Source organism: Bradyrhizobium sp. USDA 3256, from assembly GCF_054058275.1.
In genome coordinates this window covers 7539661-7566640 of the sequence record NZ_JBSSAE010000002.1, presented here as the reverse complement: position 1 = coordinate 7566640, position 26980 = coordinate 7539661, and the positions used below count along the sequence as shown (strand labels likewise).

Sequence of the window (26980 nt, the reverse complement as noted above, 5' to 3'; positions counted from 1 at the left end):
AATGAAGCGTCGCTTAGCGCGGGGCGCGCTTGGCGAGGATGCGCTGCAAGGTACGGCGGTGCATGTTGAGACGGCGCGCGGTCTCCGAGACGTTGCGGTTGCACATCTCGTAGATGCGCTGGATGTGCTCCCAGCGCACGCGGTCCGCCGACATCGGATTGGCCGGCAGCTCGGACTTCTCGGTGCCGGTCGCGAGCAGCGCGGCGACGACGTCATCGGCGTCGGCGGGCTTCGAGAGATAATCGATGGCGCCCATCTTCACCGCGGTGACGGCGGTGGCGATGTTGCCGTAGCCGGTCAGCACGATCGCGCGCGCCTCGGGGCGCTTGCGCTTCAACGCCGAAACGACGTCGAGGCCGTTGCCGTCGCCGAGGCGGAGGTCGACGACCGCGAAAGCGGGCGCGGCGCGGCCGATCTCGGCGAGACCATCAGATACCGTGTCGCATGACTTCACCGCGAAACCCCGCGTCTCCATCGCGCGCGACAGACGTTCCAGGAACGGCTTGTCGTCCTCGACGATGAGGAGCGAGCGGTCGGCATGGTCATTCAGTTCAGTGATGGCGTTCACGGTCCATTTTTCCCTGTGGCAGACACCAACAATATGGGGTTCTACCGTGGCGCTGCCAAGGCAGCCGAAAGTCGCGTGCTTGTCTGGAGAGAACAATGCATCCGTAATGCCAGAGTTGCGATTAAGAATCGTTCTCAGGATTCGGTTTCGTCGCCCGGCGCGGCTTCCTCGAAGCGCTCGCGCGGCCAGACGATCTGCACCACGGCGCCGTGATCGGGAAAGGTGCGATTGGTAAACGACACCTTGGCGCCGGTACGTTCCAGCAGCGTCCTTGCGATGAAAACGCCCAGACCGAGGCCCCCACGTGGGTTTTGGGCCTCATCCGCACCCCGGCGGCGCGACAGATACGGCTCGCCGATCCGCTTCAGCATGTCGGGCGCGATGCCCGGACCGTCGTCGGAGACGACGACCTCAACGGTCTCGGCGTTCCACCACGCGTTCACCTCGACAGTCTGGTGCGCGAAATCGACCGCATTTTCGAGAATGTTTCCGACGCCATAAAGGATCGCCGGATTGCGCGCGGCGACCGGTTCAGGCGTTGCTGCGACAGCAAGCCGCACCTTGATGTTGATGCCGAAATCGCGATGCGGCGCCACCGCCTCCTCGATCAGGGTCGACAGCTTCATGGTGTCGAACGGCGCACCGCTCGATGACAATTGCGCGATCTTGCTCAGGATGTCGCGGCAGCGCTGCGCCTGCTCGCGCAGGGTCTTGAGGTCGCCGGCGATCGCCTGGTCATGCACCGTCTTCTCGAGCTCGCGCGAGATCAGGAAGATCGTCGACAGCGGCGTGCCGAGTTCGTGCGCGGCAGCGGCGGCGAGGCCGTCGAGCTGGGTCAGATGCTGCTCGCGCGTCAGCACCAGTTCGGTCGCCGCGAGCGCGTCGGAGAGCTGGCGCGCCTCCTCGGTCACCTGGAATGCGTAAAGGCTGGTGACACCGATCGCGAGCAGGATCGAAAGCCAGACGCCGATCAGATAGATCGGCGGCAGCACCAAGGGATCGTCGGCATCCCAGGGCAGCGGCAGATGGTAGAAGAACAGCGCCGAGGCGCAGGCGACCGCAAGGCAGCCGAGCGCGATCGTCAGCCGGATCGGCAGCACGGTGGCCGAGATCAGGACCGGCGCCAGGAACAGGAACGAGAACGGGTTCTGCAATCCGCCGGTGAAGTACAGGAGGCCGCCGAGCTCGACGATGTTGAACGCGAGCAGGGCCGCGGCATAGGCCGGCTCCAGCCGCTGCATCGGGTTGAAGGCGATCTGCAGCGCCAGATTGAGCAGCGCCGAGAACGTCACGATGGTGACGCATGGGACGATCGGAACGTCGAATTCCAGTCCCTGCGCGACGATGAAGATGGCGACGAGCTGGCCGAGCGCGGCGAGCCAGCGCAGCCGCAGGATCGTATCCAGGCGGACATAGCGGCGGGGTTGGCGGAAATCGGAAGCGACGTCGGTCATGCCGGGACCTTAGCTGTGCCGCGGGCGGCGCACAAATTCGCGACTTAGCGCAACGATGCAGGGCAAGCCTTGCGCTTATTGTCGCAATGGCTCAATGACGGCCATATGCAACAGGTCGGGACAGGTCAGGCGCAAACGCCGGCGGTCGATCAGGGCGGATCGGCCGCGATCGACGTCGCGCATCTGGTCAAGGTCTACAAGACCACCCGCGCGGTCGACGACATCTCGTTCCGCATCGCGCGCGGCAGCATCACCGGCCTGCTCGGCGGCAACGGAGCCGGCAAGACCACGACGATCGCGATGATCATGGGTTTGGTGCTGCCGACCTCGGGCAGCGTCGAGGTGCTCGGTGCACGAATCCCCGAGCAGCGCTACGACGTGCTCGGCCGGATGAACTTCGAAAGCCCCTATGTCGACATGCCGATGCGGCTCACGGTGCGGCAGAACCTGACCATTTTCGGCCGCCTCTATGCCGTGCAGCATTTGCGTGAGCGGATCGACCAGCTTGCCGACGATCTCGATCTCAAGGAATTCCTCGACCGCTCCAACGGCAAGCTCTCCGCCGGGCAGAAGACCCGCGTCGCGCTGGCGAAGGCGCTGATCAACGAACCGGACCTCTTGCTGCTCGACGAGCCGACCGCCTCGCTCGACCCGGATACCGCCGACTGGGTGCGGCAGCATCTCGAGACCTATCGCAAGACCCATAACGCGACCATCCTGCTGGCGTCACACAACATGCTGGAGGTCGAGCGCCTTTGCGACCGCGTCATCATCATGAAGCGCGGCAAGATCGAGGACGACGACAGCCCCGAGCGGATCATGGCGCGCTACAACCGCGACACGCTGGAAGAGGTGTTTCTCGACGTGGCGCGCGGCCGGCTGCGCGAGGGCGCGCCAGAGGGCACACCATGAGTGAACTCGTCAGCCAGCACCAGCACGCCATTTCACTGCAACGCATCAACGCGATGGTGCTGCGCTATTGGTATCTCCTGATGTCGTCATGGCCGCGGCTCCTGGAGCTGGTCTACTGGCCGGCGTTGCAGATCATCACCTGGGGCTTCCTGCAGAATTACATCTCGCAGGCATCCGGCTTCTTCGCCAAGGCGGGCGGCACGCTGATCGGCGCCGTGATCCTGTGGGACATCCTGTTCCGGGGGCAGCTCGGCTTCTCGATCTCGTTCCTGGAAGAGATGTGGGCGCGCAACCTCGGCAACCTGATGATGAGCCCGCTGAAGCCGATCGAATTCCTGCTCTCGCTGATGATCATGAGCCTGATCCGGCTCGCCATCGGCGTGATCCCGATGACGCTGCTGGCGCTGTTCTTTTTCGGCTTCAACTTCTACGCCATCGGGCTGCCGCTGATCGCGTTCTTCTGCAATCTGATCTTCACGAGCTGGTCGGTCGGCGTGTTCGCCTCCGGCCTCGTGCTGCGCAACGGGTTAGGGGCGGAAAGCATCGTCTGGACATTGATGTTCGCGGTGATGCCGCTCGCCTGCATCTACTATCCGGTCGAGGTGCTGCCGGCCTGGCTGCAAGCTGTCGCCTGGACGTTGCCGCCGACCTATGTGTTCGAAGGCATGCGCTCGCTGCTGATCGATCACGTCTTCCGCGCCGACCTGATGGCGTGGGCGCTGGTCATCAACGCGGTCCTGTTCGCTGCCTCTTTTGCGATCTTCCTTGCCCTTTTGCAGAGCGCCAAGCGCAACGGGTCGCTGCTCGGCGGTGGTGAATAAATGTCACTTTCCCGTGGATTCTCGGCCTTTTAACCCGATATCGCCCCCAGATTCGGCTCGCGGCGCATTGACGCATTGTTACGCATTGGTCAGTATGCTGCGGCGCAAAACAGGGGTCTGAAAATACTATGCCCATCGGTGAATTTGGCGGTGCCCCGCCACTAGCGGCGGAAGGCAGCCCGGCACTCACGACGCCGTTGTACTGGATGTACGAGATGGCGCATGCGTCGCTCAATCCGGTGCGCGCGGTGACCGACGCCACCAAGATCCTGTTTCAGAACCCGCTCAATCCGTGGACGCACACCGAGTTCGGCAAGTCGATCGCCGCCGGCTGTGAGCTGTTCGAGCGCACCACGCGCCGCTACGGCAAGCCGGAATGGAACCTGCCGACAACCGAAGTCAACGGCATCCGTACCCCGGTCGAGGTTCGCTCGATCTGGGAAAAGCCGTTCTGCCGTCTGCTGCATTTCGATCGCAAGCTGACCCGTCCGCTGCGCTCGCCGCAGCCGCGCGTGCTGATCGTGGCGCCGATGTCGGGCCACTATGCGACGCTGCTGCGCGGCACGGTCGAGGCGTTCCTGCCGACGCATGAGGTCTACATCACCGACTGGGCCGATGCGCGCATGGTGCCGCTCGCGGCCGGCCGGTTCGATCTCGAGGACTATGTCGACTACCTGATCGAGATGCTGCACGCGCTCGGCGGCAACATGCACGTCATCGCGGTGTGCCAGCCGTCGGTGCCTGTCGTGGCGGCCGTTTCGGTGATGGAAGCCAACAACGACCCGTTCGTGCCGCTGTCGATGACGCTGATGGGCGGGCCGATCGACACCAGGCGCAATCCGACCGCGGTCAACAACCTCGCGGAAGAGCGCAGCATCGAGTGGTTCCGCAATAATGTCATCACCAAGGTGCCGTTCCCGCATCCGGGCGTGATGCGCGACGTCTATCCGGGCTTCCTGCAGCTCAACGGCTTCATCAGCATGAACCTCGACCGGCACATGGACGCGCACAAGGCGCTGTTCGCCAATCTGGTCAAGGGTGACGGCGATCTCGTCGACAAGCACCGCGAATTCTATGACGAGTATCTCGCGGTGATGGACCTCACCGCCGAATATTACCTGCAGACCGTCGACCTCGTTTTCGTCAAGCACGCGCTGCCGAAGGGCGAGATGACCCATCGCGGCAAGCCGGTCGATCCGTCGAAGATCCGCCGCGTCGCGCTGATGACGGTCGAAGGCGAGAAGGACGACATCTCAGGTCTTGGCCAAACCGAGGCGACGCACGCGCTCTGCACCGCGATCCCGAACCATCGCCGGGTGCATTACGTGCAGAAGGGCGTCGGGCACTATGGCGTGTTCAACGGCTCGCGTTTCCGGTCCGAAATCGTGCCGCGAATCTCCGATTTCATGGTTTCGGCGGCCAATACCCGGCTTTCCCTGGTCGCTGCAGCCGAATAGGTATCGCCTCGGCCGCGATTTTCGCGGTCGCACAAGTCACTGATTTAACTAAAAGAATCTCAAATCAGACCAGGCTCAAGGGGTGAATATAATTTCACTCTTTGGGCCTTTTTTGTAACCTTGATTCATCGGAAAAACTCCGGTTCCAGCCCCTGCCTGTAGAGGTCAATTAACGTCCAGCCCCTGTATATTGGGCAAATGATTTGTTTTTGCGCCGAGCGCTTTCCCTGGCGGCGGATATGGCAAAGTTCGGGCGAACTCCTGCTCCCCGGACTCTCAGAAATGGCTACTCGCGCGCTCCTCTATCGGCGGCCTGCCGAACCCGCGACCGTATTGGTCAGACACGGCTCCCAGTTCTTCACTGTCAGGTTGCGCCGGCACAGGCGCGCGCGCCGCTACACACTCAGGATACATCCGACCGATCGTGAAGCGATCCTGACGATGCCGCCGCGCGGCACGATTCCGGAAGCCAAGGACTTCGCCAATCTCCATGGCGGCTGGATCGCCGCCCGTCTCGGCCGTCTGCCGAAGGCGGCGCCGTTCCAGCCCGGCACCGTGGTGCCGTTGCGCGGCGTGCCGCATCGCCTGGTGCACCGCTCGGGCGAGCGCGGCACGGTGTGGACCGAGACGCGCGACAGCGGCGAGAAGATCATTTGCGTCGCCGGCGGCGTCGAGCACATGGATCGCCGCGTGCACGACTTCCTCAAGCGCGAGGCGCGCAAGGACCTGCAGAAGGCGGCGCAGCTTCATGCCGCGGAACTCGGCGTGCGGGTACGCCGGATCTCGATCCGCGATCAGTCGAGCCGCTGGGGCTCGTGCACCTCGGCGGGTTCGCTGTCGTTCTCGTGGCGGCTGATCCTGGCGCCGCCCTTCGTGCTCGATTACCTCGCCGCGCATGAGGTCGCCCATCTCGTCGAGATGAACCACTCGGCGCGGTTCTGGCGGGTGGTCGACAAGGTCTGCGCGTCGGTGACGCGCGCCAAGCACTGGCTCGATACCTACGGCAACGACCTGCACCGCTACGGGATTCAGGAGTAGGGCGCAGCAGCGCCGGTCTACCGAACCTACGCACTGTCTTCGCCGCCCCCTATCATCGCCCGCGAAAGCGGGCGATCCAGTATTCCGGAGGCATTCGTGTTCAACCGATAGGCCACGGCGTACTGGATCCCCCGCATGCCCGGGGGATCACGGCTTGAACATAAATGAAAGGCGCGGTGCGTAGCCCGGATGGAGCGCAGCGCAATCCGGGGCAGCTCTCATTGGTGGGGTGACTGGTCCCGGATTTCGCTTCGCTTCATCCGGGCTACGAATTGATCTGATTGTCGGACTAAAGCGCGATGAGTTAGGTTGAATCGTCATCGCGCCTTAGCTCTTTGTTTGAGCATGATCTTTTCGGAAAATCGCTTCGCACTTTTCCGGATCATGCTTTAGCGCCTACCGAAACAACCGATCCGCCAGCCAGCCGTCAAGTCCAGCCGCAGCCTCGGGCCGCGCGTTCGGGTTGGGTGGCGCCGAGGCGCGGGCCGGCGTCGGCGGGGGCGGGCGATAATAGCTGCCGCCGGATGGTACCGGCGCGGGCGGCTGCGATGCCTGCATCGGCGGCTGAATCTGCATCGGTCCCGCCGGCGCTGCCGGCGCGGTGACCTGTGACGAGATCTGCATCAGGTTCGCTGGTCCCCAACTGCCTTGCGAGTTCGGGATCGCGGCGACCGGCACGCCCTGATGCGCCGCCTTCATGAAACGGGTCCATACTTCCACCGGCAGGCCGCCACCGGTCGCCTTCTTGGTCGGTGAATTGTCGTCATTGCCGAGCCACACGCCGGTGACGAGCTTGGCGGTGTAGCCGATGAACCAGGCGTCGCGATAATCCTGGCTGGTGCCGGTCTTGCCTGCGGCGGTCCAGCCCGGGATCTCCGCCTTGCGCGCGGTGCCGGAGATCAGCGTCTCGCGCATCATGCTGTTCATCATCGAATCGTAGCGCGGCTCGATCACCTGGTTGGGCGGATCGGTCGGACGGTCATAGAGCAGCTTGCCCGAGCTGGTCTTGATCTTGGTCACCACATGCGGCGAGATGGCGTAGCCGCCATTGGCGAACGGCGCATAGGCGCCAACCAGCTCGATCACGGAAACTTCCGAGGTGCCGAGCGCGATCGAGACGTTGGGCTCCAGCTTGGAGGAGATGCCGAGCCGGTGCGCGGTGCGCACCACGTTCTTGGCGCCGACCTCGACGCCGAGCCGCACCGCGACCGTGTTCAGCGACATCGCCAGCGCTTGGGTCAATGTCACCGAGCCGAAATATTCGTGGGTGTAGTTCTCCGGCTTCCAGCCCTTGATGTCGAGCGGCGCGTCGGTGCGGATGGTGTCCGGCGTCAGTCCTGCTTCGACCGCGGTGAGATAGACGAACGGCTTGAACGCCGAGCCCGGCTGCCGCTTCGCGGTGACCGCGCGATTGTACTGGCTCTCCGAGTAGTTCCGGCCGCCGACCATGGCGCGCACCGCGCCGTCCGGCGTCATCGCCACCAGCGCGCCCTGGCTGACATTGAACTTCACGCTCTTGGCGGCGAGCTCATCGATGATGGCGGCTTCGGCGACGTTCTGCAGCTTCGGATCGATCGTGGTCTGCACCACGATGTCCTGGTCGATCTGGCCGACCAAATCGTCGAGCACTTCGCCGATCCAGTCGGCGACATAGTTCACGGTGCCGGCGCCGGCCGGCTTCACCGCAATCGAGGGCTGGCCGATCGAAGCCTTGGCCTGTGTCTCTGTGATGAACTTGGCATCGGCCATCGCCGCCAGCACGACCTGCGCGCGCTGCTCGGCGCCTTCCGGGTTACGGTTTGGCGCCAGCCGCGACGGCGACTTGACGAGGCCGGCCAGCATCGCGGCTTCCGGCAGCGTGACGCTCTTCGCCGACTTGCCGAAATAGCGCTGCGCTGCGGCCTCGACGCCATAGGCGCCGGACCCGAAATAGACCCGGTTGAGATAGAGCTCGAGGATCTCGTTCTTGGAATGCTTGCGCTCCAGCCAGAGCGCGAGCTCGGCCTCCTGCAGCTTGCGCTGCATGGTGCGCTCCTGGGTCAGGAACAGGTTCTTGGCGAGCTGCTGGGTCAGCGTCGAGCCGCCCTGCGAGACGCCGCGGTGCAGCAGGTTGGTCACCGCCGCGCGCAGGATGCCGACCGGGTCGACGCCGTAATGCGAATAGAAGCGGCGGTCCTCGATCGCGATGAAGGCCTTCGGCAGATAGGGCGGCAGATCCTTCAATGCGATGTTGGCGCCGGCCATTTCGCCGCGCTGCGCCAGCACGCTGCCGTCGATGCCGACGATCTGGATCGTCGGCGGGCGCTTGGGAATCTCCAGCGACTGGATCGGCGGCAGATGCGCGCCGACCCACACCACGACACCGATCACCGCAATGCCGGCCCACAGGCCGAGCACCGCGGTCCAATAGAACAGGCGGCCGATGCCGAAGCCCCGCGACTTGCTGCGCCGCTTGCTGCCGCCGCGCGACGGGCGCGGTTTCTCGCTACCGGAATCGCCGCCCCTGTCGCTGCCCTTGTCGCTGCTTTTGGGTTTGGACTTCGCGGGCTTGTCGTCGCCGCCGCCGGGAATGCGGTCGGAGGGCGACAGTCTGAGGTCGGCAAGCGCGGCCGGCAGCCCGAACAGCGGCTCCTTGCGCGCACCGCCTTTTTTACGTCCCCACGCCATCCGCAACGCTCACACCCTAACAGGGCGCACGCTAGCGTTCCCGGTTTAAGGGGCGGTTACGCAAAGCTTAACGGGGGATTAGGAGGTGAGGCAGCGCGTGCTACATAGAGACGGAACAAGAAAACGAAGGAGCACCGCATGGGCCATATCGATCCGACCAAGGACGTCTTCGCGCAATTTCGGGACAACAACCGGCCGGGCCCGATCCACATGCTCAACCTGGTGCGCCTGCGCGAATGGGCCGCCTATCCCGACGGCCGCAAGGCCACCGGCGCCGAGGCTTATGCGGCCTATGGCCGCGAGAGCGGGCCGGTGTTCGAACGGCTCGGCGGCCGCATCGTCTGGCAAGGTCGCTTCGAGCTGATGCTGATCGGTCCGCAGGAGGAGCGCTGGGATCACTGCTTCATCGCGGAATATCCAAGCGTCGCCGCCTTCGTCGAGATGATCCGCGATCCGGTCTATCGTGAGGCCGTGAAGCACCGCCAGGCCGCGGTGGACGATTCGCGCCTGATCCGCCATGCCGTGCTGCCGGTAGGCAAGAATTTCGGCGAGATTCCGGAGTGACGATGTCGGCCGTCGGCCGATATCGTCATGCGCGGGCTTGACCCGCGCATCCATCAGAGAAGAGCCTTCTCAATTTGATGGATTGCCGGGTCAGGCCCGGCAATGACGAGCTCCAAAACAAATCGGCGGCCCGGAGGCCGCCGATTGCATTTCATACCCGCGCGAACCGACTAGCCCGCCGGGCCGGCGTCCTCGAGGATCGGGCCGAACAGCTCCCAGCGCTCGCCGTTGAAGCGCATCATCTGCAGCTGCTTGTTGACGCGATAGTCGTTCGGCGCGGTGTTGCCCTTGATGCCGGGCAGCGCCATGTCGAGTTCGACATTCTTCAGGTTGGTCGCCTGCTTCAGCACGTTGTCGCGGGTCAGGTCGTCGCCGCACTGCTTCAGCACATGCACCATCAACTGCGCGGTCGAGTAGCCATAGGTGTTGAAGTTCGAGTTCTTGTCGCCGTCGGGATAGTACTTGGCCATGAAGTCGAAATAGCGCTTCATGCCCGGATCGTCCTTCCACTGCGGATCGGCGGGATCCTTGCCGTAATTGGTGCTGATCAGGCCCTTGGAGGCTTCCAGGCCCGCCGGCTGCAGCACGGCGCCGACCGAGGTCGCGTTGATATCGACGATGTGGATCGGGTGCCAGCCGAGCTCTGCGATCTTCTTGATCGCCTGCGCCGCCTGCTTCGGCGTCGAGGCCGAGAAGAACAGGTCGGCGCCGGCGTCCTTGATCTTGATCACCTGGGAATCGATGGTCGGGTCGGAGACCTCGTAGGAGGCTTCGGCCACGATCATCTTGGCGGCCTTGTCGCCGAGGCCGGCCTTGATGCCGTTCAGATAATCCTTGCCGAGGTCGTCGTTCTGATAGAGCACGCCGATCTTGGCGTTGGGATGCTCCTTCAGGATGTACTGGCCATAGATGCGGCCTTCGACGAAGTAGTTCGGGTTGAAGCCGAGCGTCCAGGGGAAGTTCTTCGGGTCGGTGAACTTCGAGGCGCCGGTGGCGGCAAACAGCTGCGGAACCTTCTTGGCGTTGAGATATTTCTGCACGGCGGCGTTCGACGGCGTGCCGACGATCTGGAAGGTCAAGAGCACCTCGTCGCTCTCGACGAGCTTGCGCACCTGCTCGACGGCCTTCGGCGGCGAATAGGCGTCGTCATACTGGATCAGGTTGATCTTGCGGCCGTTGATGCCGCCCTGATCGTTGATCATCTTGAAGTAGGCCGCCTGCGTCTTGCCGATCGAGGCATAGGCGGAGGCCGGTCCGGAGAAGGGGACGGTCTGGCCGATCTTGATCTCGGTGTCGCTCGCGCCGGGATCGTACTTCTTCTGCGCAAAGGCCGACGTTGCAGACAGCGCGATCGCGAGCGCCGTTCCCGTGACCAGGTGGAAAATCCCGTTCCTCATAGTGCTGTTTCCCTCACGTGACTGATGGTTGGCCGATGATCTTGTCCGCGGGATCAAGGTCCCGCGGTCGCCATCGCTGGGCCGGGATACTGGAGGAACCGTTGTTGCAACGCAAGACGAACGCTGCCGAAAAGGTGAGCGATTTCAGTCAACCAAAGTAGGGGGCGATGCGAAACAATAAAGCCCGTCGGCCACATCGCTCGGTCGGCAGGGCGGTGATGGTAATCGGATGAACAAAGTAGAAGTTTGCCGAGAGCTTCGTTCCCGGCTCCACTTTGCCGTCCTGCTGGCAGCAACAAACTCAGCGTCGTCCCGGCGAAGGCCGGGACCCATTACCACGACTGTCGATTGCCTTGCGACGCTTGAACGACGAATCCCATCTCCAACACAAGCCGCGGCGTATGGGTCCCGGCCTTCGCCGGGACGACAGTGTACTTGAGATGCGCGACCTCGATCACGTCACGTCGGCGCGGCGAACTGGCTAGCCCGCCGGGCCGGTGTCCTCGATGATCGGGCCGAACAGCTCCCAGCGCTCGCCGTTGAACTTCATCATCTGCATCTGCTTGTTGATGCGGTAGTCGTTCGGTCCCGTCGTGATCGACATGCCCGGCAGCGCAAGGCTCGGCACGAACTTCTTCAGGCTGGTCACCTGCTTCATCAGGTTGTCGCGGGTGAGGTCGTCGCCGCACTGCTTGAGCACCTGGATCAGCAGCTCGGCCGTCGAGTAGCCGTAGGTGTTGACGGTGTTGAGCTTGTCGCCTTCCGGATAATACTTGTCCATGAAGGCGAAGTAGGCCTTCACGCCGGGATCGTCCTTCCACTGCGGGTCGGCGGGATCCTTGCCGTAATTGGTCGAGATGATGCCCTTGGAGATGTCGAGGCCGGCCGGCTTCAGCGTCGCCGACACCGGGCTCGCATTGATGTCGAGGATGTGCACCGGGTTCCAGTTGAGATCGGCGATCTTGCGGATCGCCTGCGCGGCGAATTTCGGTGTCGAGGCGTCATAGACCAGATCGACCCCGGCGGCCTTCAGCTTCACGATCTGGGAATCGACCGTCGGGTCGGTCAGCTCGTAGGACACCTCGGTGACGATCATGCTCGCGGCCTTGTCGCCGAGCCCGCTCTTCAGGCCGGTGATGTAGTCGCGGCCGAGATCGTCGTTCTGGTAGAAGATGCCGATCTTGGCGTTCGGGTGATTGGCCAGGATGTATTTGGCGTAGATGCGCCCCTCGGACTGGTAATTCGGGTTGAACGCGATCGTCCATGGCGCGTTCTGCGGGTCGGAGAAGCGCGAGGCGCCGGTGGAGGCGAGCAGCTGCGGCACCTTCCTGGCATTCAGATATTTCTGCACGGCGGCATTCGACGGCGTGCCGATGATCTGGAACGTGAACAGCACCTCGTCTCCCTCGACGAGCTTGCGTACCTGCTCGACCGCTTTCGGCGGCGAATAGGCGTCGTCATACTGGATCAGGTTCAGCTTGCGGCCGTTGATGCCGCCCTGATCGTTGATCATCTTCATATAGGCCGCCTGGGTCTTGCCGATGCCGGCATAGGCGGATGCGGGGCCGGAGAACGGCACGGTCTGGCCGATCTTGATCTCGGTGTCGGTCGCGCCGATGTCGTATTTCTTCTGCGCGGTGGCCGATGTAACCGACAACGCGATCGCAAGCGCCGTCGCAGCGAGCAATTGCACGCTTCTCATGTCCGTGACCTCCCTGTTGCCGGTGATCTTGTCCGCAAGCTCAGGCCGGCGGATGTCACCGTTGCACGGGATGATGGAGGAACGGCCGGGCCATTGCAAGACGATGCACCCTGCGCGCGATGTCGCGTTTGAGCATGATCCGGAAAGCGTGAAGCGGTTTTCCGAGTGGATCATGCTCAAGAAAACAAAAGCGCGCCCGCGCTTTAGGCCAGCCAGAGCTGGATCAGCGCCAACGCAGCGGGAGCCGCCTGCACATAAAGAATGCGGCGGCTGACGGTGGCGGCGCCATAGGCACCGGCGACGATCACGCAGAGCAGGAAAAATGTCTTGATCTGGAACGCGAAGGCCGGATTGCCATGTATGAGGCCCCAGATCAGTCCGGCGGCGAGGAAGCCGTTATAGAGCCCCTGATTGGCGGCGAGCACCGCAGAATCGTTTGCCTTCTCGATCGAGTTGCGAAACGTCTTCAGCCCGAGCGGTTTGGTCCACAGAAACATCTCGAGCACAAGGAAATAGACGTGCAGCATGGCCACCACCGCGACCAGAACATTGCCAAGCAACAGCATATTGCGGCCCCCCGGAGCTTCGGTCCTGATTGAATCAAGAAACGAAGCTCAAGATTCTTGTTTTGGTGCGTTTTCTTCACGCGAACCGGTGTCCGCTTCGCTCGAAAACGCTCCTTACCGGAATTCGGGTGGACGCTAGCATGCGGGCGGTGAATTGTATGCCGACCGATCTGCTTGCCCGAGATATGACAATGGCCGACCGCAGGACTCCACAGACCTTCGACCTCGACCGCCTCAAGACCCCGATCGGCACCGCGCTGCTGGTGACCGATGACGACGGCGTGCTGCGCGCGCTCGACTGGGGCGACTATGAAGCGCGCATGCTCGACCTGCTGCGGCTGCATTATGGCGCCGTGACGCTGCGGGACGGCCACGCGCCGGCTGCGATGCGCAAGGCGGTCGGTGATTACTTCAAGGGCGATCGCGATCGTCTCACCGATGTCGAATGGCGCGTCGCCGGCACGCCGTTCCAGCAGAAGGTCTGGCACGCGCTGCCGAACATTCCACACGGCACCACCATGAGCTACGGCGCGCTGGCGGCGAAGCTGAACGCGCCGAATGCGATGCGCGCGGTCGGCCATGCCAACGGCTCCAATCCGATCAGCGTCGTCGTGCCCTGCCACCGCCTGATTGGCGCCAACGGCTCACTGGTCAAATATGGCGGCGGGCTGGAGCGCAAGCGCTGGCTGCTGCGCCACGAAGGCGTGGAGGTCTAGGCGGTGTGGACTCTAGGGATTCCCTTTTGAGGCCAAATCAGATTCAAGGCTTCTTTTGGGAGGCGGCCTTGGGTGTGATGGATCGTTTGGTGTTGAGCGACGCGGCTTGGGAGCGCATGGCGCCGCTCATCATTGGCCGGCCCGACCAGAAAGGTTCGACCGGACGCGACAACCGGATGTTCGTGGAAGGGGTGCTCTGGATCGTTCGCACGGGCTCTCCCTGGCGTGATCTTCCGGAGGCGTTTGGGGATTGGAACAGCGTGTTCCGGCGCTTCAGTCGATGGAGCACCAAGGGTGTCTGGTTGCGGATCTTCGAGGCGATGTCCGATGATCCGGACTTCGAATATTTGATCGTCGATTCCACCATCGTCCGGGCGCATCAGCACGCCGCCGGGGCAAAAAAAGGGGGTCTGAAGATCAAGCGATCGGGCGCTCGCGCGGCGGCTTGAGCACCAAGATACATATGGCCGTTCGAGGTTTGGGATGTCCCGTGCGGTTCACCCTCACCGCAGGCCAGAAGGGCGATGCCCCGCAAGCCGCCACGTTGATCGAGGGATTGCCCGCCGAGGTCGTCATGGCCGATGCAGCCTATGACGCCGATCATTTGCGCCAGGCCATCGCAGCCAAAGGCGCGATCGCCGTCATCCCCAACAACCCCTCGCGAGCCCTCAAACATCCGCTCGACAAGCATCTCTATGCCCAGCGCCACCTCGTGGAATGCTGCTTCAGCAAGCTCAAGCAGTTCCGTCGCGTCGCAACCCGCTTCGAAAAGACCGCCCGAAATTACCGAGCCATCGTCACGCTCGCTGCAATCGTCCTATGGATGCGATAAGTGTCAACACCACCTAGAGCATGATCCGGAAAGGTGCGGAGCGGTTTTCCGAAAAGATCATGATCAAACAAAGAGCTAAAGCGCGATGACGATTCGACCCAATCTCATCGCGCTCTAGAGCGTTTGGAGTGGGAACCGGTTCGCGTGAAGAAGCGCGTCAAGACCACAACACAACGACCCGCTTCGACCGCCGGTGCGGCGATCAGTCGAGATCTTCGCTGGGCATCTTGCGCAGATCGCGCACGATATAGAGGAACACAACGAGTGAAGGCACCCACGCGAGTATCGCTCCCACCAGCATCGCATCGACCGTCGTCATGTGAGACTCCTCGCGCGCTATTGGCCGACGTCGTCAGATCGCCTTTTTCGATGGGGCGCCGGTTCTGGGGAAGGGATACAGCCACTTCCAATAGGCCTTGTTGCGCTCCAGCTGCCGCTTGTGGGTCTCGCGGCATTTCGTCGAGCAGAATTGCTCGAAATACCAGTTGTGCCGGATCAGCCCGAAAGGCCGTTTGCACGCCGGATTTCCGCAACGAGCTGTCATGACGCTGCCTCCGCATTCGCGCGCCAAAGCCAGCGGATGAAGTCCTCCTGGCCTTTGTAGAGGCAGAGGCGTCCGCAGTAGCGTTCGCCCGCCGGATTTCGCAAACAGATGATCTTGGGGTCTTCGCTGTCACACTGGGCGCAGCGCGGTTCCGAACGCATGGCGACCTCCCTCCGAGGAATTGCCATTTGCCAATCAAAATGTCTGGTGCTGTCCTTGCCGTCGATCTTCCCGAAGGACGACGATGCGAACTCTCGCGGCGCCGCCGTCGATGCGCAACTTGTCCAGATGTTTTGTGGCATCATCCTTGCGTATAGCCGGCCTGGTGATGGCTGATCCAACTCACGCACCCGGCGCCGCGCTGTGCTGCGCGAGGGCGGTATCGAGGCATTTGATCAGGATGTCCCCGTCGCAGGGCTTGCTCAGAAAGCAGATCGCTCCAGCCTTCAGCGCCCGGACGCGATCGCTTTCGACCGAGAACGCCGTGACGAAAATGAACGGAAAGCGGCGTCCGCTGGCAATGAGGTGGCTCTGCAGGTCGAGCCCGCTCATGGCCGGCATCCTGACATCTGCGATCACGCAGGATGTGTCATTCAGGCGGGGCGAGTGCAGAAATTCCTCGGCCGACGCGTAGGTCTCGACCGCGTAGCCCAGCGATCTGACGAGATTGTCGGTCGCGGTGCGAACCGACATGTCATCGTCGATGATCGATATCACGGGCGGGTTGGGCAAGGAGGTTTTCCCGGGCCGGAAGGGCCTCTGGCGTGTGCATCATGTGGGGACCACACTGCGTCGCCAATCGGGGCCGGAGAATCATACTTAGGTTTGCGCCCCGCCGGCTGCCGGTCCGATCTGGAGCATCTGTGCCATCCTGACCAGATCGGGTAACGACTTCGCCGCCATTTTCCGCATGATGTGCCCGCGGTGTATCTTCACCGTGATCTCGGCCACGCCGATTTCGGCGGCGACCTGCTTGTTCATCAACCCCGCCGTGACGAGCGTCATCACCTGGCGTTCACGCGGCGTCAGGGTCGCGAAGGCGGCGCGCAGGTTTGCAAGAACCTTGGCCTCATCGCGACGGTTCCTGTCGCGCTCGATCGCCGTCGTGACGGCATCCAGCATGTCCTGATCGCGAAATGGCTTGGTCAGGAAGTCCACAGCGCCGGCCTTCATGGCCCTGACCGTCATCGGGATATCGCCGTGGCCGGTCATGAAGATGATCGGAATATCGATGCCCGCCTTCGCCAGCTCTCCCTGAAAGTCGAGGCCGCTGAGCCGGGGCAGCCTGATGTCGAGGATCAGGCAGCTCGGGACATCCGGGGGCTTGCGCTGCAGAAATTCATGCGCCGAGCCGAATGCTGCGGTCCGCAAGCCGACGGATCGGAACAGACTGCTCAGCGCGTCACGCACGGATGCGTCGTCGTCGACGACGAAGACGATGGGATCTTCGGCGTTTGCCAGACCAGAAGGCGATGCCGCGCGCCCGGTCACCATGCATGATCCTCTTCGTGCAGTGGCAAGGTGAACTGGAACGTCGCGCCGGGGCCGATATTTGCGGTCACGGACAGGCGGCCTCGGTGGGCTTCGACGATCGATCGGCAGATCGACAGCCCCATTCCCATGCCGCTGGCCTTGGTGGTGTAGAACGCGTCGAACAGTCGTTCGGCGTTCTCGCTCGCGATCCCGACGCCACTATCGGAGACCGTGACCACGATCTGCCCGGCCTCGTCATGGCGCGTCCGGATCACCAGTTCCCGCGGCCGGTCCGTGACCGGCTGCATGGCCTCGATGCCGTTGAGGACCAGGTTGAGGATGACCTGCTGCAGCTGGATACGGTCGGCGACGACAGACGGGAGCGCGGGAGCGAGGTCGAGTTGCAAGGATACGTGGTGGCGCTGCAGTTCATGCTGCACCAGGCCGATCACCTGGTTGATGACCTCATTGACGTCGAGCGGCGCCTTCTGATCGGTCGTCTTGTTCATCATCGCGCGGACGCGCTGGATGACCTCGCCCGCCCGGTTGCCGTCGCTGATGATCGACCTGACCGCGCCGCGGGCTTCGTTCAGATCGGGGGCCGCCCGGTTGAGCCACCGCAGGCATGCCGCGGCATTGGTGACCACGGCGGCAAGCGGCTGGTTCACTTCATGGGCGATCGATGCGGCGAGCTCGCCGAGCGCCGTCACGCGCGTGACGTGCGCGAGGTTGGTCTGCGCTTCGTGCAATTCCGCCTCGGCTCGCTTGCGGGCGGTCACGTCGGTGACCGCTCCGACGAATTCGGTGCCGCCCGAAAGGTTCGTCACCGCATGCGCCCTAGCGTGAACAAATTTGATCGCCCCACTGGGCATCAGCAATCGATAGCCGTGCTCGAAGTCCGTGCCGTCGAGCGAGGCGCGGTCGATGGTCCGCCGCACGCGGGCGCGATCGTCCGGATGGACGCGCTGCAGGACCGTGGCATGTGTGATGGAAGGAGCTCTGTCGAATTCGAAGATCCTGAACGTCTCTTCCGACCAGATGATCTCGCCGCTGGCAACGTGCCAGCCGAAGCTGCCGGTGTGGCTCAATCGCTGGGCTTCGGTCAGGTACATTTCACTCTGCTGCAGCGCATTTTCGGCCTGCTTGCGCTCGGTGATGTCCTCGCATGCGATCAGCACGATCAGCTGATCGTTCAGCCGCCGCACCGCCTTGGCGTTTTCACGAACCCAAATCCTTGAACCGTCCTTGCGGACCTTCCGGATTTCCCAATTGTGGGTCTGGCCGATGTTGTCGAGGCATGCCGCGACGTTGCGCTGGACCATGTCGCGATCTTCGGCGGCAAAGACCCGCAGCACGGATAGTCCGAGCAGTTCGTCGACGGTGTAGCCCAGCTGTGCCGCGCCGAACGTGTTGACCGACAGCACGAGGCCCGTTGCGTCGACCATGAAGTACATGACCGGGTTGTGTTCGAATACCTCCTTCCATTGCGCTTCGCTGTTGCGCAGCGCCTCCATCGCGCGCTCCTCGCCGCTGGCTCGGCCGCGCAACATGGCCTCCATCCGCCTTTGCGAGCGGCCTACCAGACGGATCATCAGCAATGCGGCGGTAAGCGACGCGACGAGCAGCGCCAGGGCAACCAGATGGGCGGAAGCTGCCGGCTGCGGACCAAGTAACAGCCCGATGCAGGTTGCAGCCAAGGCCAGCACCATGCCGCCGAGCAGCCATTGCTCGGCCGACCAGGACTTCGTGGTCGGGTCGCGGATCATCGGCAGCACCAGCACTTGGCCATCATCATGGGCCGCGCTGCGTCGCTAGGTGACTGCTACCATCAGCGGCGACAACGCCGCCCTCCCAACGGACTGCATACTAGCAGCTTTCTTGCCGCCCGGACGGGATCGCGCCGGCCTTTTTGGCGGTCCACACCCGCGAGATCGCGCAGAAAGCGAAGCCATCGAGCGCGCTCAGGTCCAGGTTGCGAGCTAAACTCAAGTATGAGTCATCCCCACCGAATGTAACGGTCGGATCAACCTCCGTTCAATGGCCCGCTCCATCCCGGTGACTACGCTTGATGGGTAACTCGATGACGGTAGTGGTTTCCGGGGTTCAGCAATCGCCAATCAGAGACGGAGATTGAAATGCCCAGCGCGCGCCTGCATCTGATCGTTTGCTCCGACGACGTCGACCACGAGGCAAGGCCTCAGCGACGCGATCGCGGCTTTCAGCCTGCCGTTATCGATGGTGGCAAACAAACAGCAAGCACGCTGGCCGACAACCCGTGGATCGATCTGCTGGACGCATTCGATCTCGGCGTCGTGGTCTGTCAGGCCAGCTACCTCGCCTTGCTGGGAGCGAGCCTGGCGGCGCTGCAGCCGCAATTCGACGTGCCGGATTCAGGGCGGTAGCCGGCCCTGAATTCCAAGTCCGGCAGGCTGCCGGGACCGAAGCGCTGGCTGCTCACGCCTGGGTCGCGCAACACGGGTCCGATCACAGCCTCCGTGAGAGCCCGGAATCCATTCCCCGCCTAGCCCCGGCCTGATGGATTCCGGGCTCAGTTCTGCAGACGCCCCCAGCCGCGCAATGGTGTACCGGAATGATGGGCGGAGCAGGTCGACGGCGCGGCTCCCGCGCCAGGCTCCCGACCACTGCAAATTGCAGCAATTTTTTCGAAAGATGCCCGGTTCGCTTTAGCCGGTTTTGAAGCACCTGATTATTGGATCTGTCCGGCAACGGCATCGCTCCGCGGAGCTGTGCGTTGGTTCGCGCACTGACAGATCAGGGGCCGGTCATCATGAATCAGGCACAGCAGCCCAAGCCGTTTCCCGAAGACAATAGTTCCGTCACCAGGGATGAAGCCGAGGGCGCGCGAGGATTGCAGCGCGATTTGCAGGAGCGGCTGCAGCCGGCGCATGACGAGCCGGTCAGCGATAGCAGTCCCCATCCCGAAGCGCCCGCAGGCTCGGGCCGCATGGTTCGCCGCCTGCTCAAGGTCGGCATTGGCCTTGCCATCGTCGCCGTTTTCGGATGGCTGCCGCTCAAGGCCGTGTTGCAGACCTCGAGCGTCGAGGCCGTGGTCAATGCCAGGATCGTGACCTTGCGCTCGCCGATCGACGGCACCGTGAGCGCGAAGCCGCAAAAATCCACGCAGCTCAGCGTGGTTCGCGAGGGCGATGCGATCCTTCATGTCGTCAACGCGCGCGGCGATCGCGCCCGGCTCGATGATCTGCGGCGGCAGATGTCCCGGTTGGAAAATGAGCGTCCGAGTCTGGCGGCCAAGCTTGCGGCCGCCGAGACGGCGCAACAGGATCTTGCCCGCCAGGCCGGCCAGTTCCGTGACGGCCGCATCCTCCAGCTCGAGGCCCGGATCGCCGAAATCCAGACCGCGATCGAGGCCGCCGCCGCAAGGCGGGAGGAGGCCGTGGCCGCCGTCGAGCGGGCGTCGTCGCTGATCAAATCGGGCAGCGTGTCGACGGTCGAAATGGCCCGCCTGACGCGCGAGCAGGCGATCTCCCAGCAGACCGAAATCGGCGCTCGACGGCGTCTCGACGCCGCCAAGGTCGAGCTCACCGCCGCAAGGAACGGCACCTATCTCGGCGACAGCTACAATGACCGGCCGAGCTCCGTGCAGCGCGAGGAGGAGATGCGCCAGCGCGTCAGCGATCTGCGCGCCGATCTGGCGCATGCCGATGCCGAGATCGACTGGCTGACCCACGAGATCGCCGCCGAGCAGCTGCACTACGTCAACCGGGCGGAAGCCGACATCAAGGCGCCGGTCGCCGGGCGCATCTGGGAGATGATGACGTCGCCCGGCGAGGACGTCAGGGCCGGGCAGCCCTTGCTCAAGCTGCTCGATTGCAGCGGCGCGGTGGTCACCGCGAACGTCACCGAGAGCGTCTACAACGGGCTGAAGCTCGGCGAGCAGGCGAGCTTCGAGCCGAATGACGGCAGCGCCGCGCTCCAGGGCGAGATCGTCAATCTCACCGGCGCGTCGGGCGCGCCCGCGAACCTTGCGATCAATCCGGATGCGTTGAACAAGGAGCCGTATCGCGTGACGGTCTCGATGCCGGCGCTCGATACCACGGGCAAGGATTGCGCGGTCGGCCGCACCGGACGCGTGGTGTTCAACGCGGACGCGGCAAAGTCATGATGGCGGCATTTGCGCCCGGGCTGGTCGCCTTCGGCGCCTGTCTTGCAATCCTGCCCTTGCTCCATCGCGAGCAGACCCTGGCCCGCGTCATGATGACGGGCATGTCGTTCGTCCTCTTGGTCCACTATTTCGCGTGGCGGGTGACCCACACCCTGCCGCCTCCGGGCCTCACCGCAGATGCGTTGGTCGGCTATCCCTTCATGCTGGCCGAAGCGGCCTCGATGATCGCGGTGTGCCTGTCGCTGCTGTTCCTCAGCCGCACGATCGACCGTTCGCCTGAGGTCAATGCGATCCTGCGCCGATCGAAGTTGCCCGCAAACGCGCCGCTCGTCGACGTCTTCATCTGCACCTACAACGAGGAGAAGGCGATCCTGGAGCGCACTATCATCGGCGCGACCGGGCTCAACTATCCCAATTATCGCGTCTGGGTGCTCGACGATGGGCGCAGGCTCTGGCTGCGCCGGCTCGCCCAGGAGCTCGGCTGCAACTATCTGACCCGTCCGGACAACCGCCACGCCAAGGCCGGCAACATCAATCATGCGCTCCAGCACGTTTCTGGGCTACCGGAGCGGCCGGAGTTCATCTCGATCCTCGATGCGGATTTCGTCCCGATGCCGGACTTCCTGACCCGGGCGATGAGCCTGATGCAGGACGGCAGCGTCGGCGTCGTGCAGACGCCGCAGCACTTCATCAACCCGGATCCGATCCAGACCAATCTCGCGGCGACCGATGTGTGGCCCGACGAACAGCGCTTCTTCTTCGACATTTTCATGCCGGCCAAGGATGCCTGGGATACCGCATTCTGCTGCGGCACCTCATCGCTGATCCGTTTCTCCGGCCTGATGCAGATCGGCGGCTTCCCGACCGACTCGGTGACGGAGGATTACCTCGTCACACTGCGTCTGAAGGAGAAAGGGCTGCGCACGGTCTATCTGAACGAGCGCCTGACCATCGGCCTCGCGCCGGAGGGACTGAAGGAATACATCACGCAGCGCGGGCGCTGGTGTCTCGGCTTCATGCAGATCTTCCGGGGCCGCAGCGGTCCGTTCTCGCGGCGATCGAAGCTCGCGTTCATGGACCGGCTGTCGCTGGTCGATGCCTTCATGAGCTGGGCGGCGGTCTACGGCACCAAGGTTTTCGGCCTGGTCGTGCCGTGGCTTTATCTGCTGTTCGGGATCAAGGCGGTCCATGCCGACCTGTTCGAGCTGCTGAAGTATTTTTTGCCGTTCTATGTCTGGCACGCCTTCACGATGGCCTGGATCTCGCGCGGCCGCTCGCTTGCGATCATGACCGACGTGTCGCAATACATTGCGGCGCCCGCGGTGTTGAAGGCGGTCGTGACCGGCCTCGCCAGGCCGCGGGGCCACAAATTCAAGGTGACGGCCAAGGGCGGCGACCGCAACCGCCGCTTCATCGAATGGCCGCTGCTGCGGCTCTATGGCGCCGCCCTGCTGATCACGTTGCTGGCGATCGCCTATGCCTTCATCCTGCATCTGCGCGGCGACAGCATAGCCTATGGCGGGCTGGCGCTGGCCTGGAGCCTGTACAATTGCGTCGTGCTCGCGATCGTGTGCTTCATCTGCATCGAGCAGCCGCGGCGCCGCAAGGCCGAGCGGTTCGAACGCGACGAGCCGATCCTGATCCATCAGGACAGCGAGATGCGCTTGATCCGCATGGCCGACATCTCGATCTCGGGCGCGCGCTTCATCGATCCCGTCCCGCCCGCCATTGGTTCGCTGATCAAATGCAATGTCTACGGACAGAACGTCGCCGCGACCGTGGTCCGGCGCACCCGCGACGGCTTCGGCGTCCGCTTCGAGGACGCGGTGGCGACGCGGGTCAATGTCGTGCGCGCATTCTATGCCGGCGAATATGTCCGCGCCTTTCACGGCGTGCGCGCCGCGCCGGTCGGCAAGGCCCTGCTGATGCGGCTGTTCGGTTGAGTACGATAGGTCATTCCGGGGCGATGCGAAGCATCGAACCCGGAATCTCGAGATTCCGGGTTCAGCCCTGCGGGCTGCCCCGGAATGACGGGTGGCAGTTCGCCGCTACGCCGCCGGCTTCGCCGCCTGGTCCTCGCTCGCGAGCAGATGCAGCAGCGCGCTCTTGATCGCGGCCTGCCGGGTCGGCGCCGTGATCTGGGCACCCAGCAGGTCGGTGACATAGAACACGTCGCGGGCGCGTTCGCCGAAGGTCGCGACATGGGCCGAGGCGATGTTGAGGTTGAGCTTCGAGATCGCGGTGGTGAGCTGGTAGAGCAGGCCGGGCCGGTCGAGGCCGGAAACCTCGATCACGGTGTAGCGGTCGGACCATTGGTTGTTGATGGTCACCTCGGGCTCGACGATGAACGGCCGCGCCTTGCTGCGCACGGTGCGCTTGGCGACCGCCTCGGGCAGCCGCAGCTTGCCTTCCAGCACGTGCTCGATCATCTCGCCAATCCGCGTCGCGCGGCGGCCCTCATCTTCGTCGCGGTCGTATTCGCGCGAGATCGAGATGGTGTCGAGCGCGCGGCCGTCGGTCGTGGTGTAGATCTGGGCGTCGACGATGTTGGCGCCGGCCGAGGCGCAGGCACCCGCGATGATCGACAACAGCCAGGGATGGTCGGTCGCCAGGATCGTCAGCTCGGTGACGGCGCGGACCTCGTCGAAGCCGACATTGATTGCGAGCTTGTGGCCGGCCTGCTCGCTGGCGCGGATGAAGCGGGCCTGCCGGATCTTGCGCGCCAGCTCGACCTTGAGCCAGTAGGCCGGATAATGCCGGCCGATATAGGCATTGAGCTCCGCCTCCGGCCATTCGGTGAAGGCGCGGCGGAATTCGGCTTGCGCCACCGCGATGCGCTGGGCGCGGTTGACCTCGGAGAAGCCGCCGGTCAGCACCGGCTCGGTCTCGTAATACAGCGTGCGCACCAGCTGCGCCTTCCAGCCGTTCCACACGCCCGGGCCGACGCCGCGGATGTCGGCCGTGGTCAGGATCGTGAGCAGCTTCATCTGCTCGACCGACTGCACCACGGCGGCGAAATTCTCGATGGTCTTGCGGTCCGACAGGTCGCGCGATTGCGCCACCGTCGACATCGTCAAATGCTCCTCGATCAGCCACGCCACCAGCTCGGTGTCGGCCGCCGAGAAGCCGAGCCGCGGGCACAGCCGCCGCGCCACCTTGGCGCCGGCGATCGAATGGTCTTCCGGCCGGCCCTTGGCGATGTCGTGCAGCAGCGTCGCGATATAGATCACCGAGCGGTGCTCGGGGCGGATCTTGCGAAACAGGTCGCTGGCGACCGTGAACTCCTCGTTGCCGCCGCGCTCGATGTCCTGCAGGAAGCCGATGCAGCGAAGCAAATGCTCGTCCACCGTGTAGTGGTGGTACATGTTGAACTGCATCATCGACACGATCTTGCCGAAGGCGCGGATGAATTGGCCGAGCACGCCGGTCTCGTTCATCCGCCGCAGCACGATCTCCGCATTGTCGGAGGTCAGGATCTCCATGAACAGGCGGTTGGCTTCGTCGTTCTCGCGCAGCTGGGTGTTGATCAGCTTCAGCGAGCGCGTCACCGTGCGCATCGCGTCGGGATGGAAGGCGAGGTTGTTCTGCTGCGCGAGGCGGAAGATCCGGATCAGGTTGACCGGATCGTGCTTGAACACGTCGGGCGCGGCGAGGTTGATGCGGTTGTTGTCGACGATGAAGTCGTCGCTGCCGTTAACCCGCCGGCGCTTGGCGCCGGGCCGCAGCCGCGCCACCATCCGGCTCAGCACCGGTGCCGGCTTGTTGTGCTCTTCCTCGAGCTTGGCGCACAGGATCGCGGTGAGGTCGCCGACGTCTTTCGCGATCAGGAAGTAGTGCTTCATGAAGCGCTCGACGTCCTGCATGCCGGGATGCGAGGTGTAGCCGAGGCGAACCGCGATCTCGCGCTGCATGTCGAACGACAGCCGCTCCTCGGCGCGTCCGGCGAAGAAGTGCAGGTTGCAGCGCACCGACCACAGGAAGTCGGCGCAGCGCCGGAAGGTGCGGTATTCCTGCGCGTCGAACACGCCGCGTTCCAGCAGCTCGTCGGTCTCGCGCACGCGGTAGACGTATTTGGCGATCCAGAACAGCGTATGCAGGTCGCGCAGGCCGCCCTTGCCGTCCTTGACGTTAGGCTCGACCAGGTAGCGCGACTGGCCGGCGCGGCGATGCCGCTCCTCGCGCTCGGCGAGCTTGGCGGTGACGAATTCCGACGCGGTGCCCTGCACCACCTCCTTGTCGAAGCGCTCGACCAGCTCGTCATAAAGCGGCTGGTCGCCGGTCAGGAAGCGCGTCTCCAGGATCGCGGTGCGGATCGTCATGTCGCCGCGCGCCTGACGGATCGATTCATCGACCGAGCGCGTGGCGTGGCCGACCTTCAGCCCCATGTCCCAGAGGCAATAGAGAATGGCTTCGGCGACCTGTTCGCCCCAGGCGGTCTGCTTGTAGGGCAGGATGAACAACAGATCGATGTCGGACTCCGGCGCCATCAGCCCGCGGCCATAGCCGCCGGTCGCGACCACGGCCATGCGTTCGGCGCCCGAGGGGATCGGCGAGTGATAGAGGTGGCGGGTCGCCGCCGCGTAGAGGATGCGAATGATCTCGTCCTGCACGAAGCAGAGCCGTTCGGCGCAGCGCCGGCCGTGACGGTCCTTGAGCAGCAGCGCCTGCGCCGTGGCGCGCGCCGCGATCAGCTCGGCCTTGAGCAGCTGCGCCATCGCGGCGCGGAACTGGTCCTCGCGGCCGGCATGCCGTTCGGCGAGTGCATTCACCGCCGCGGTGATCCGCTCGGTCTCGAAACGATCATCCGCTTCAGGGCGGGCCTCGGCTACGACGCTGTCCATAGGTTCATCCGATATCGGACGGAGCCGTTGCTGTCACTGACCAAAGTATAACGACAGCAGCTCCATGCTCTCATGGCGGCGCTTCGAGCAAGATCGTTCTCGCGCCGTCTCGTAAAGGGTAGAGATTTTCTCGTTGACCGCAAGGCTAACTCATTGAAATAAAAGATTGTTTCTTTTTCTGATCGAGGGGGCGACGAATGCAAAAATTTTCCCGGCGCACGTTCGCTGCGCTGCTCGCGGTCTCGACCTTGCTGCCCGGCGCGGCGCGCGCCGCCGACACGCTGAAGGAGATCCGGATCGACTGGGCGACTTACAATCCGGTGTCGATGGTCCTGAAGCAGAAGGGCCTCCTGGAAAAGGAGTTCGCCAAGGACGGCATCAACATCGTCTGGGTGCAGTCGGCCGGCTCCAACAAGGCGCTCGAATTCCTCAACGCCGGTTCGATCGATCTCGGCTCGACGGCGGGTTCGGCGGCGCTGGTTGCGAAGATCAACGGCAACCCGATCAAGTCGATCTATGTCTATTCGCGTCCCGAATGGACCGCCCTGGTCGCAACCAAGGACTCCAGGATCGCGTCCGTCGCCGACCTCAAGGGCAAGCGCGTGGCGGTGACGCGTGGCACCGATCCGCACATCTTCCTGGTTCGTGCGCTGCTCGGCGCCGGCCTCACCGAAAAGGACATCACGCCGGTGCTGTTGCAGCACGCCGACGGCAAGACCGCGTTGATCCGCGGCGATGTCGACGCCTGGGCCGGTCTCGATCCGATGATGGCGCAGGCGGAGGTCGAGGACGGCGCAAAACTGTTCTACCGCAAGGCGGAAGCCAACACCTGGGGCATCCTCAATGTGCGCGAGGAGTTCCTGAAGGCGCATCCGGATATCGTCCGCCGCGTGCTCGCGACGTACGAGGAAGCGCGGAAATATTCGCTGGCCAACTATGACGAGCTGAAGAAGACCTTCATCGCGGTCACCAAGCTACCGGACGCCGTGGTCGACAAGCAGCTCAAGGAACGCACCGAGCTGACCCACAGCCGAATCGGTAGCGCCCAGCGCGAATCGATTCTCGCCGCCGGCCTCGCCTTGCAGCAGGCGGGCGTGATCGACGCCAAGACCGACGTCAAGGCCGCGCTGGACTCGTTGATCGACGATCAGGTCCCGCTGCCCACCAACTAACCGCCGTCGTCAAGCCAACCTCCGTCGTCCCGGCGAAAGCCGGGACCCATAACCACAGGGCTTTGTTGTTGGACAAAACTGTGACCCCAGCTGTCCCAATCACCACGTCCTG

The 26980-nt window shown here is 63.7% G+C and carries 22 protein-coding genes and 1 pseudogene; 11 read left to right on the top strand and 12 right to left on the bottom strand.

What is annotated here, in order from left to right; genetic code table 11:
- Positions 1-13: 13 nt before the first annotated feature.
- Both ACVWY5_RS37690 and ACVWY5_RS37685 read right to left on the bottom strand, forming a co-directional pair.
- The gene (locus ACVWY5_RS37690) at positions 14-568 is read right to left on the bottom strand and encodes an ActR/PrrA/RegA family redox response regulator transcription factor (protein ID WP_028335611.1); all 555 of its coding nucleotides are present in this window, start codon (positions 566-568) and stop codon (positions 14-16) included.
- Between the two features lie 134 nt (positions 569-702).
- Entirely contained in the window at positions 703-2022 is a 1320-nt protein-coding gene (locus ACVWY5_RS37685; RefSeq protein WP_028335612.1) for an ActS/PrrB/RegB family redox-sensitive histidine kinase, read from the bottom strand.
- Between the two features lie 105 nt (positions 2023-2127).
- Here ACVWY5_RS37685 and ACVWY5_RS37680 point away from each other — a divergent pair, with 105 nt between their 5' ends.
- The 4 genes from ACVWY5_RS37680 (at position 2128) to ACVWY5_RS37665 (ending at position 6250) form a co-directional block, all read left to right on the top strand.
- The gene (locus ACVWY5_RS37680) at positions 2128-2934 is read left to right on the top strand and encodes an ABC transporter ATP-binding protein (RefSeq protein WP_038377688.1); all 807 of its coding nucleotides are present in this window, start codon (positions 2128-2130) and stop codon (positions 2932-2934) included.
- Positions 2931-3755, top strand: coding sequence for an ABC transporter permease (locus ACVWY5_RS37675; protein WP_028335614.1), 825 nt, complete (start codon positions 2931-2933; stop codon positions 3753-3755). The genes ACVWY5_RS37680 and ACVWY5_RS37675 overlap by 4 nt, the downstream gene beginning before the upstream one ends.
- Before the next feature lie 128 nt (positions 3756-3883).
- Positions 3884-5212 carry a polyhydroxyalkanoate depolymerase gene (locus tag ACVWY5_RS37670; protein ID WP_028335615.1) on the top strand — a complete coding sequence of 443 codons (1329 nt, stop codon included), beginning with the start codon at positions 3884-3886 and terminating at the stop codon, positions 5210-5212.
- A 198-nt stretch (positions 5213-5410) separates the two neighbouring features.
- Positions 5411-6250, top strand: coding sequence for a M48 family metallopeptidase (locus ACVWY5_RS37665; RefSeq protein WP_080667147.1), 840 nt, complete (start codon positions 5411-5413; stop codon positions 6248-6250).
- A 396-nt stretch (positions 6251-6646) separates the two neighbouring features.
- Here ACVWY5_RS37665 and ACVWY5_RS37660 read toward each other — a convergent pair whose 3' ends face one another.
- A complete protein-coding gene (locus ACVWY5_RS37660) occupies positions 6647-8917 on the bottom strand; it encodes a transglycosylase domain-containing protein (protein WP_028335617.1) in 2271 nt (756 codons plus the stop codon).
- A gap of 138 nt (positions 8918-9055) precedes the next feature.
- On the opposite strand from ACVWY5_RS37660, the gene ACVWY5_RS37655 reads away from it, so the two are divergent.
- Positions 9056-9481 carry a DUF1330 domain-containing protein gene (locus ACVWY5_RS37655; protein WP_028335618.1) on the top strand — a complete coding sequence of 142 codons (426 nt, stop codon included), beginning with the start codon at positions 9056-9058 and terminating at the stop codon, positions 9479-9481.
- A gap of 170 nt (positions 9482-9651) precedes the next feature.
- Here the strand turns inward: ACVWY5_RS37655 and ACVWY5_RS37650 are convergent, their stop codons facing one another.
- The 3 genes from ACVWY5_RS37650 to ACVWY5_RS37640 all read right to left on the bottom strand — a co-directional run bounded on the left by ACVWY5_RS37650 (position 9652) and on the right by ACVWY5_RS37640 (position 13146).
- Complete coding sequence (locus tag ACVWY5_RS37650; RefSeq protein ID WP_018269220.1) at positions 9652-10878, bottom strand: ABC transporter substrate-binding protein; 1227 nt, start codon at positions 10876-10878, stop codon at positions 9652-9654.
- Positions 10879-11359: 481 nt separating this feature from the next.
- Positions 11360-12580, bottom strand: coding sequence for an ABC transporter substrate-binding protein (locus ACVWY5_RS37645; protein WP_028335619.1), 1221 nt, complete (start codon positions 12578-12580; stop codon positions 11360-11362).
- Between the two features lie 203 nt (positions 12581-12783).
- Entirely contained in the window at positions 12784-13146 is a 363-nt protein-coding gene (locus ACVWY5_RS37640; protein WP_028335620.1) for a DUF1304 domain-containing protein, read from the bottom strand.
- A gap of 191 nt (positions 13147-13337) precedes the next feature.
- Between ACVWY5_RS37640 and ACVWY5_RS37635 the strand changes: the two genes are divergently transcribed.
- Together ACVWY5_RS37635 and ACVWY5_RS37630 are read left to right on the top strand one after the other, a co-directional pair.
- Positions 13338-13862 (top strand): methylated-DNA--[protein]-cysteine S-methyltransferase, encoded by a 525-nt coding sequence (locus ACVWY5_RS37635; RefSeq protein WP_321176931.1) that lies wholly within the window; start codon positions 13338-13340, stop codon positions 13860-13862.
- A gap of 68 nt (positions 13863-13930) precedes the next feature.
- Positions 13931-14694, top strand: a pseudogene (locus tag ACVWY5_RS37630) (IS5 family transposase).
- Between the two features lie 352 nt (positions 14695-15046).
- On the opposite strand, the gene ACVWY5_RS37625 reads toward ACVWY5_RS37630, so the two are convergent.
- The 5 genes from ACVWY5_RS37625 to ACVWY5_RS37605 all read right to left on the bottom strand — a co-directional run bounded on the left by ACVWY5_RS37625 (position 15047) and on the right by ACVWY5_RS37605 (position 18492).
- Positions 15047-15238, bottom strand: a complete 192-nt coding sequence (locus tag ACVWY5_RS37625) for a hypothetical protein (protein ID WP_028338000.1) — start codon at positions 15236-15238, stop codon at positions 15047-15049.
- On the bottom strand, positions 15235-15399 hold the full coding sequence (locus ACVWY5_RS37620; RefSeq protein ID WP_321177634.1) for a hypothetical protein: 165 nt from the start codon (positions 15397-15399) through the stop codon (positions 15235-15237). The genes ACVWY5_RS37625 and ACVWY5_RS37620 overlap by 4 nt, the downstream gene beginning before the upstream one ends.
- Positions 15400-15580: 181 nt before the next feature.
- The gene (locus ACVWY5_RS37615; RefSeq protein ID WP_321177147.1) at positions 15581-15970 is read right to left on the bottom strand and encodes a response regulator; all 390 of its coding nucleotides are present in this window, start codon (positions 15968-15970) and stop codon (positions 15581-15583) included.
- An 87-nt stretch (positions 15971-16057) separates the two neighbouring features.
- A complete protein-coding gene (locus ACVWY5_RS37610) occupies positions 16058-16732 on the bottom strand; it encodes a response regulator transcription factor (RefSeq protein ID WP_038378093.1) in 675 nt (224 codons plus the stop codon).
- Positions 16726-18492 (bottom strand): PAS domain S-box protein, encoded by a 1767-nt coding sequence (locus ACVWY5_RS37605; protein WP_321177146.1) that lies wholly within the window; start codon positions 18490-18492, stop codon positions 16726-16728. Before ACVWY5_RS37605 ends, ACVWY5_RS37610 begins: the two co-directional genes overlap by 7 nt.
- Positions 18493-18846: 354 nt before the next feature.
- Between ACVWY5_RS37605 and ACVWY5_RS37600 the strand changes: the two genes are divergently transcribed.
- From ACVWY5_RS37600 to ACVWY5_RS37590, 3 genes are all read left to right on the top strand, one after another.
- A complete protein-coding gene (locus ACVWY5_RS37600; RefSeq protein WP_028337997.1) occupies positions 18847-19113 on the top strand; it encodes a hypothetical protein in 267 nt (88 codons plus the stop codon).
- Between the two features lie 386 nt (positions 19114-19499).
- The gene (locus ACVWY5_RS37595; RefSeq protein ID WP_321177145.1) at positions 19500-20855 is read left to right on the top strand and encodes an HlyD family efflux transporter periplasmic adaptor subunit; all 1356 of its coding nucleotides are present in this window, start codon (positions 19500-19502) and stop codon (positions 20853-20855) included.
- Positions 20852-22798, top strand: coding sequence for a glycosyltransferase (locus ACVWY5_RS37590; protein WP_028337995.1), 1947 nt, complete (start codon positions 20852-20854; stop codon positions 22796-22798). The genes ACVWY5_RS37595 and ACVWY5_RS37590 overlap by 4 nt, the downstream gene beginning before the upstream one ends.
- A 105-nt stretch (positions 22799-22903) precedes the next feature.
- Here the strand turns inward: ACVWY5_RS37590 and ACVWY5_RS37585 are convergent, their stop codons facing one another.
- A complete protein-coding gene (locus tag ACVWY5_RS37585; protein ID WP_028337994.1) occupies positions 22904-25696 on the bottom strand; it encodes a [protein-PII] uridylyltransferase in 2793 nt (930 codons plus the stop codon).
- Positions 25697-25893: 197 nt separating this feature from the next.
- Here ACVWY5_RS37585 and ACVWY5_RS37580 point away from each other — a divergent pair, with 197 nt between their 5' ends.
- Positions 25894-26868, top strand: coding sequence for an aliphatic sulfonate ABC transporter substrate-binding protein (locus ACVWY5_RS37580; RefSeq protein WP_028337993.1), 975 nt, complete (start codon positions 25894-25896; stop codon positions 26866-26868).
- Positions 26869-26980: the final 112 nt, after the last annotated feature.

What these genes read in the sequence shown, in the direction of transcription:
- ACVWY5_RS37685 (WP_028335612.1), bottom strand. Translation starts at nt 2,022, where the DNA reads ATGACCGACGTCGCTTCCGATTTCCGCCAACCCCGCCGCTATGTCCGC.
- ACVWY5_RS37680 (WP_038377688.1), top strand. Translation starts at nt 2,128, where the DNA reads ATGCAACAGGTCGGGACAGGTCAGGCGCAAACGCCGGCGGTCGATCAG.
- ACVWY5_RS37675 (WP_028335614.1), top strand. Translation starts at nt 2,931, where the DNA reads ATGAGTGAACTCGTCAGCCAGCACCAGCACGCCATTTCACTGCAACGC.
- ACVWY5_RS37670 (WP_028335615.1), top strand. Translation starts at nt 3,884, where the DNA reads ATGCCCATCGGTGAATTTGGCGGTGCCCCGCCACTAGCGGCGGAAGGC.
- ACVWY5_RS37665 (WP_080667147.1), top strand. Translation starts at nt 5,411, where the DNA reads ATGATTTGTTTTTGCGCCGAGCGCTTTCCCTGGCGGCGGATATGGCAA.
- ACVWY5_RS37660 (WP_028335617.1), bottom strand. Translation starts at nt 8,917, where the DNA reads ATGGCGTGGGGACGTAAAAAAGGCGGTGCGCGCAAGGAGCCGCTGTTC.
- ACVWY5_RS37655 (WP_028335618.1), top strand. Translation starts at nt 9,056, where the DNA reads ATGGGCCATATCGATCCGACCAAGGACGTCTTCGCGCAATTTCGGGAC.
- ACVWY5_RS37650 (WP_018269220.1), bottom strand. Translation starts at nt 10,878, where the DNA reads ATGAGGAACGGGATTTTCCACCTGGTCACGGGAACGGCGCTCGCGATC.
- ACVWY5_RS37645 (WP_028335619.1), bottom strand. Translation starts at nt 12,580, where the DNA reads ATGAGAAGCGTGCAATTGCTCGCTGCGACGGCGCTTGCGATCGCGTTG.
- ACVWY5_RS37640 (WP_028335620.1), bottom strand. Translation starts at nt 13,146, where the DNA reads ATGCTGTTGCTTGGCAATGTTCTGGTCGCGGTGGTGGCCATGCTGCAC.
- ACVWY5_RS37635 (WP_321176931.1), top strand. Translation starts at nt 13,338, where the DNA reads ATGGCCGACCGCAGGACTCCACAGACCTTCGACCTCGACCGCCTCAAG.
- ACVWY5_RS37625 (WP_028338000.1), bottom strand. Translation starts at nt 15,238, where the DNA reads ATGACAGCTCGTTGCGGAAATCCGGCGTGCAAACGGCCTTTCGGGCTG.
- ACVWY5_RS37620 (WP_321177634.1), bottom strand. Translation starts at nt 15,399, where the DNA reads ATGCGTTCGGAACCGCGCTGCGCCCAGTGTGACAGCGAAGACCCCAAG.
- ACVWY5_RS37610 (WP_038378093.1), bottom strand. Translation starts at nt 16,732, where the DNA reads ATGGTGACCGGGCGCGCGGCATCGCCTTCTGGTCTGGCAAACGCCGAA.
- ACVWY5_RS37600 (WP_028337997.1), top strand. Translation starts at nt 18,847, where the DNA reads ATGCCCAGCGCGCGCCTGCATCTGATCGTTTGCTCCGACGACGTCGAC.
- ACVWY5_RS37595 (WP_321177145.1), top strand. Translation starts at nt 19,500, where the DNA reads ATGAATCAGGCACAGCAGCCCAAGCCGTTTCCCGAAGACAATAGTTCC.
- ACVWY5_RS37590 (WP_028337995.1), top strand. Translation starts at nt 20,852, where the DNA reads ATGATGGCGGCATTTGCGCCCGGGCTGGTCGCCTTCGGCGCCTGTCTT.
- ACVWY5_RS37585 (WP_028337994.1), bottom strand. Translation starts at nt 25,696, where the DNA reads ATGGACAGCGTCGTAGCCGAGGCCCGCCCTGAAGCGGATGATCGTTTC.
- ACVWY5_RS37580 (WP_028337993.1), top strand. Translation starts at nt 25,894, where the DNA reads ATGCAAAAATTTTCCCGGCGCACGTTCGCTGCGCTGCTCGCGGTCTCG.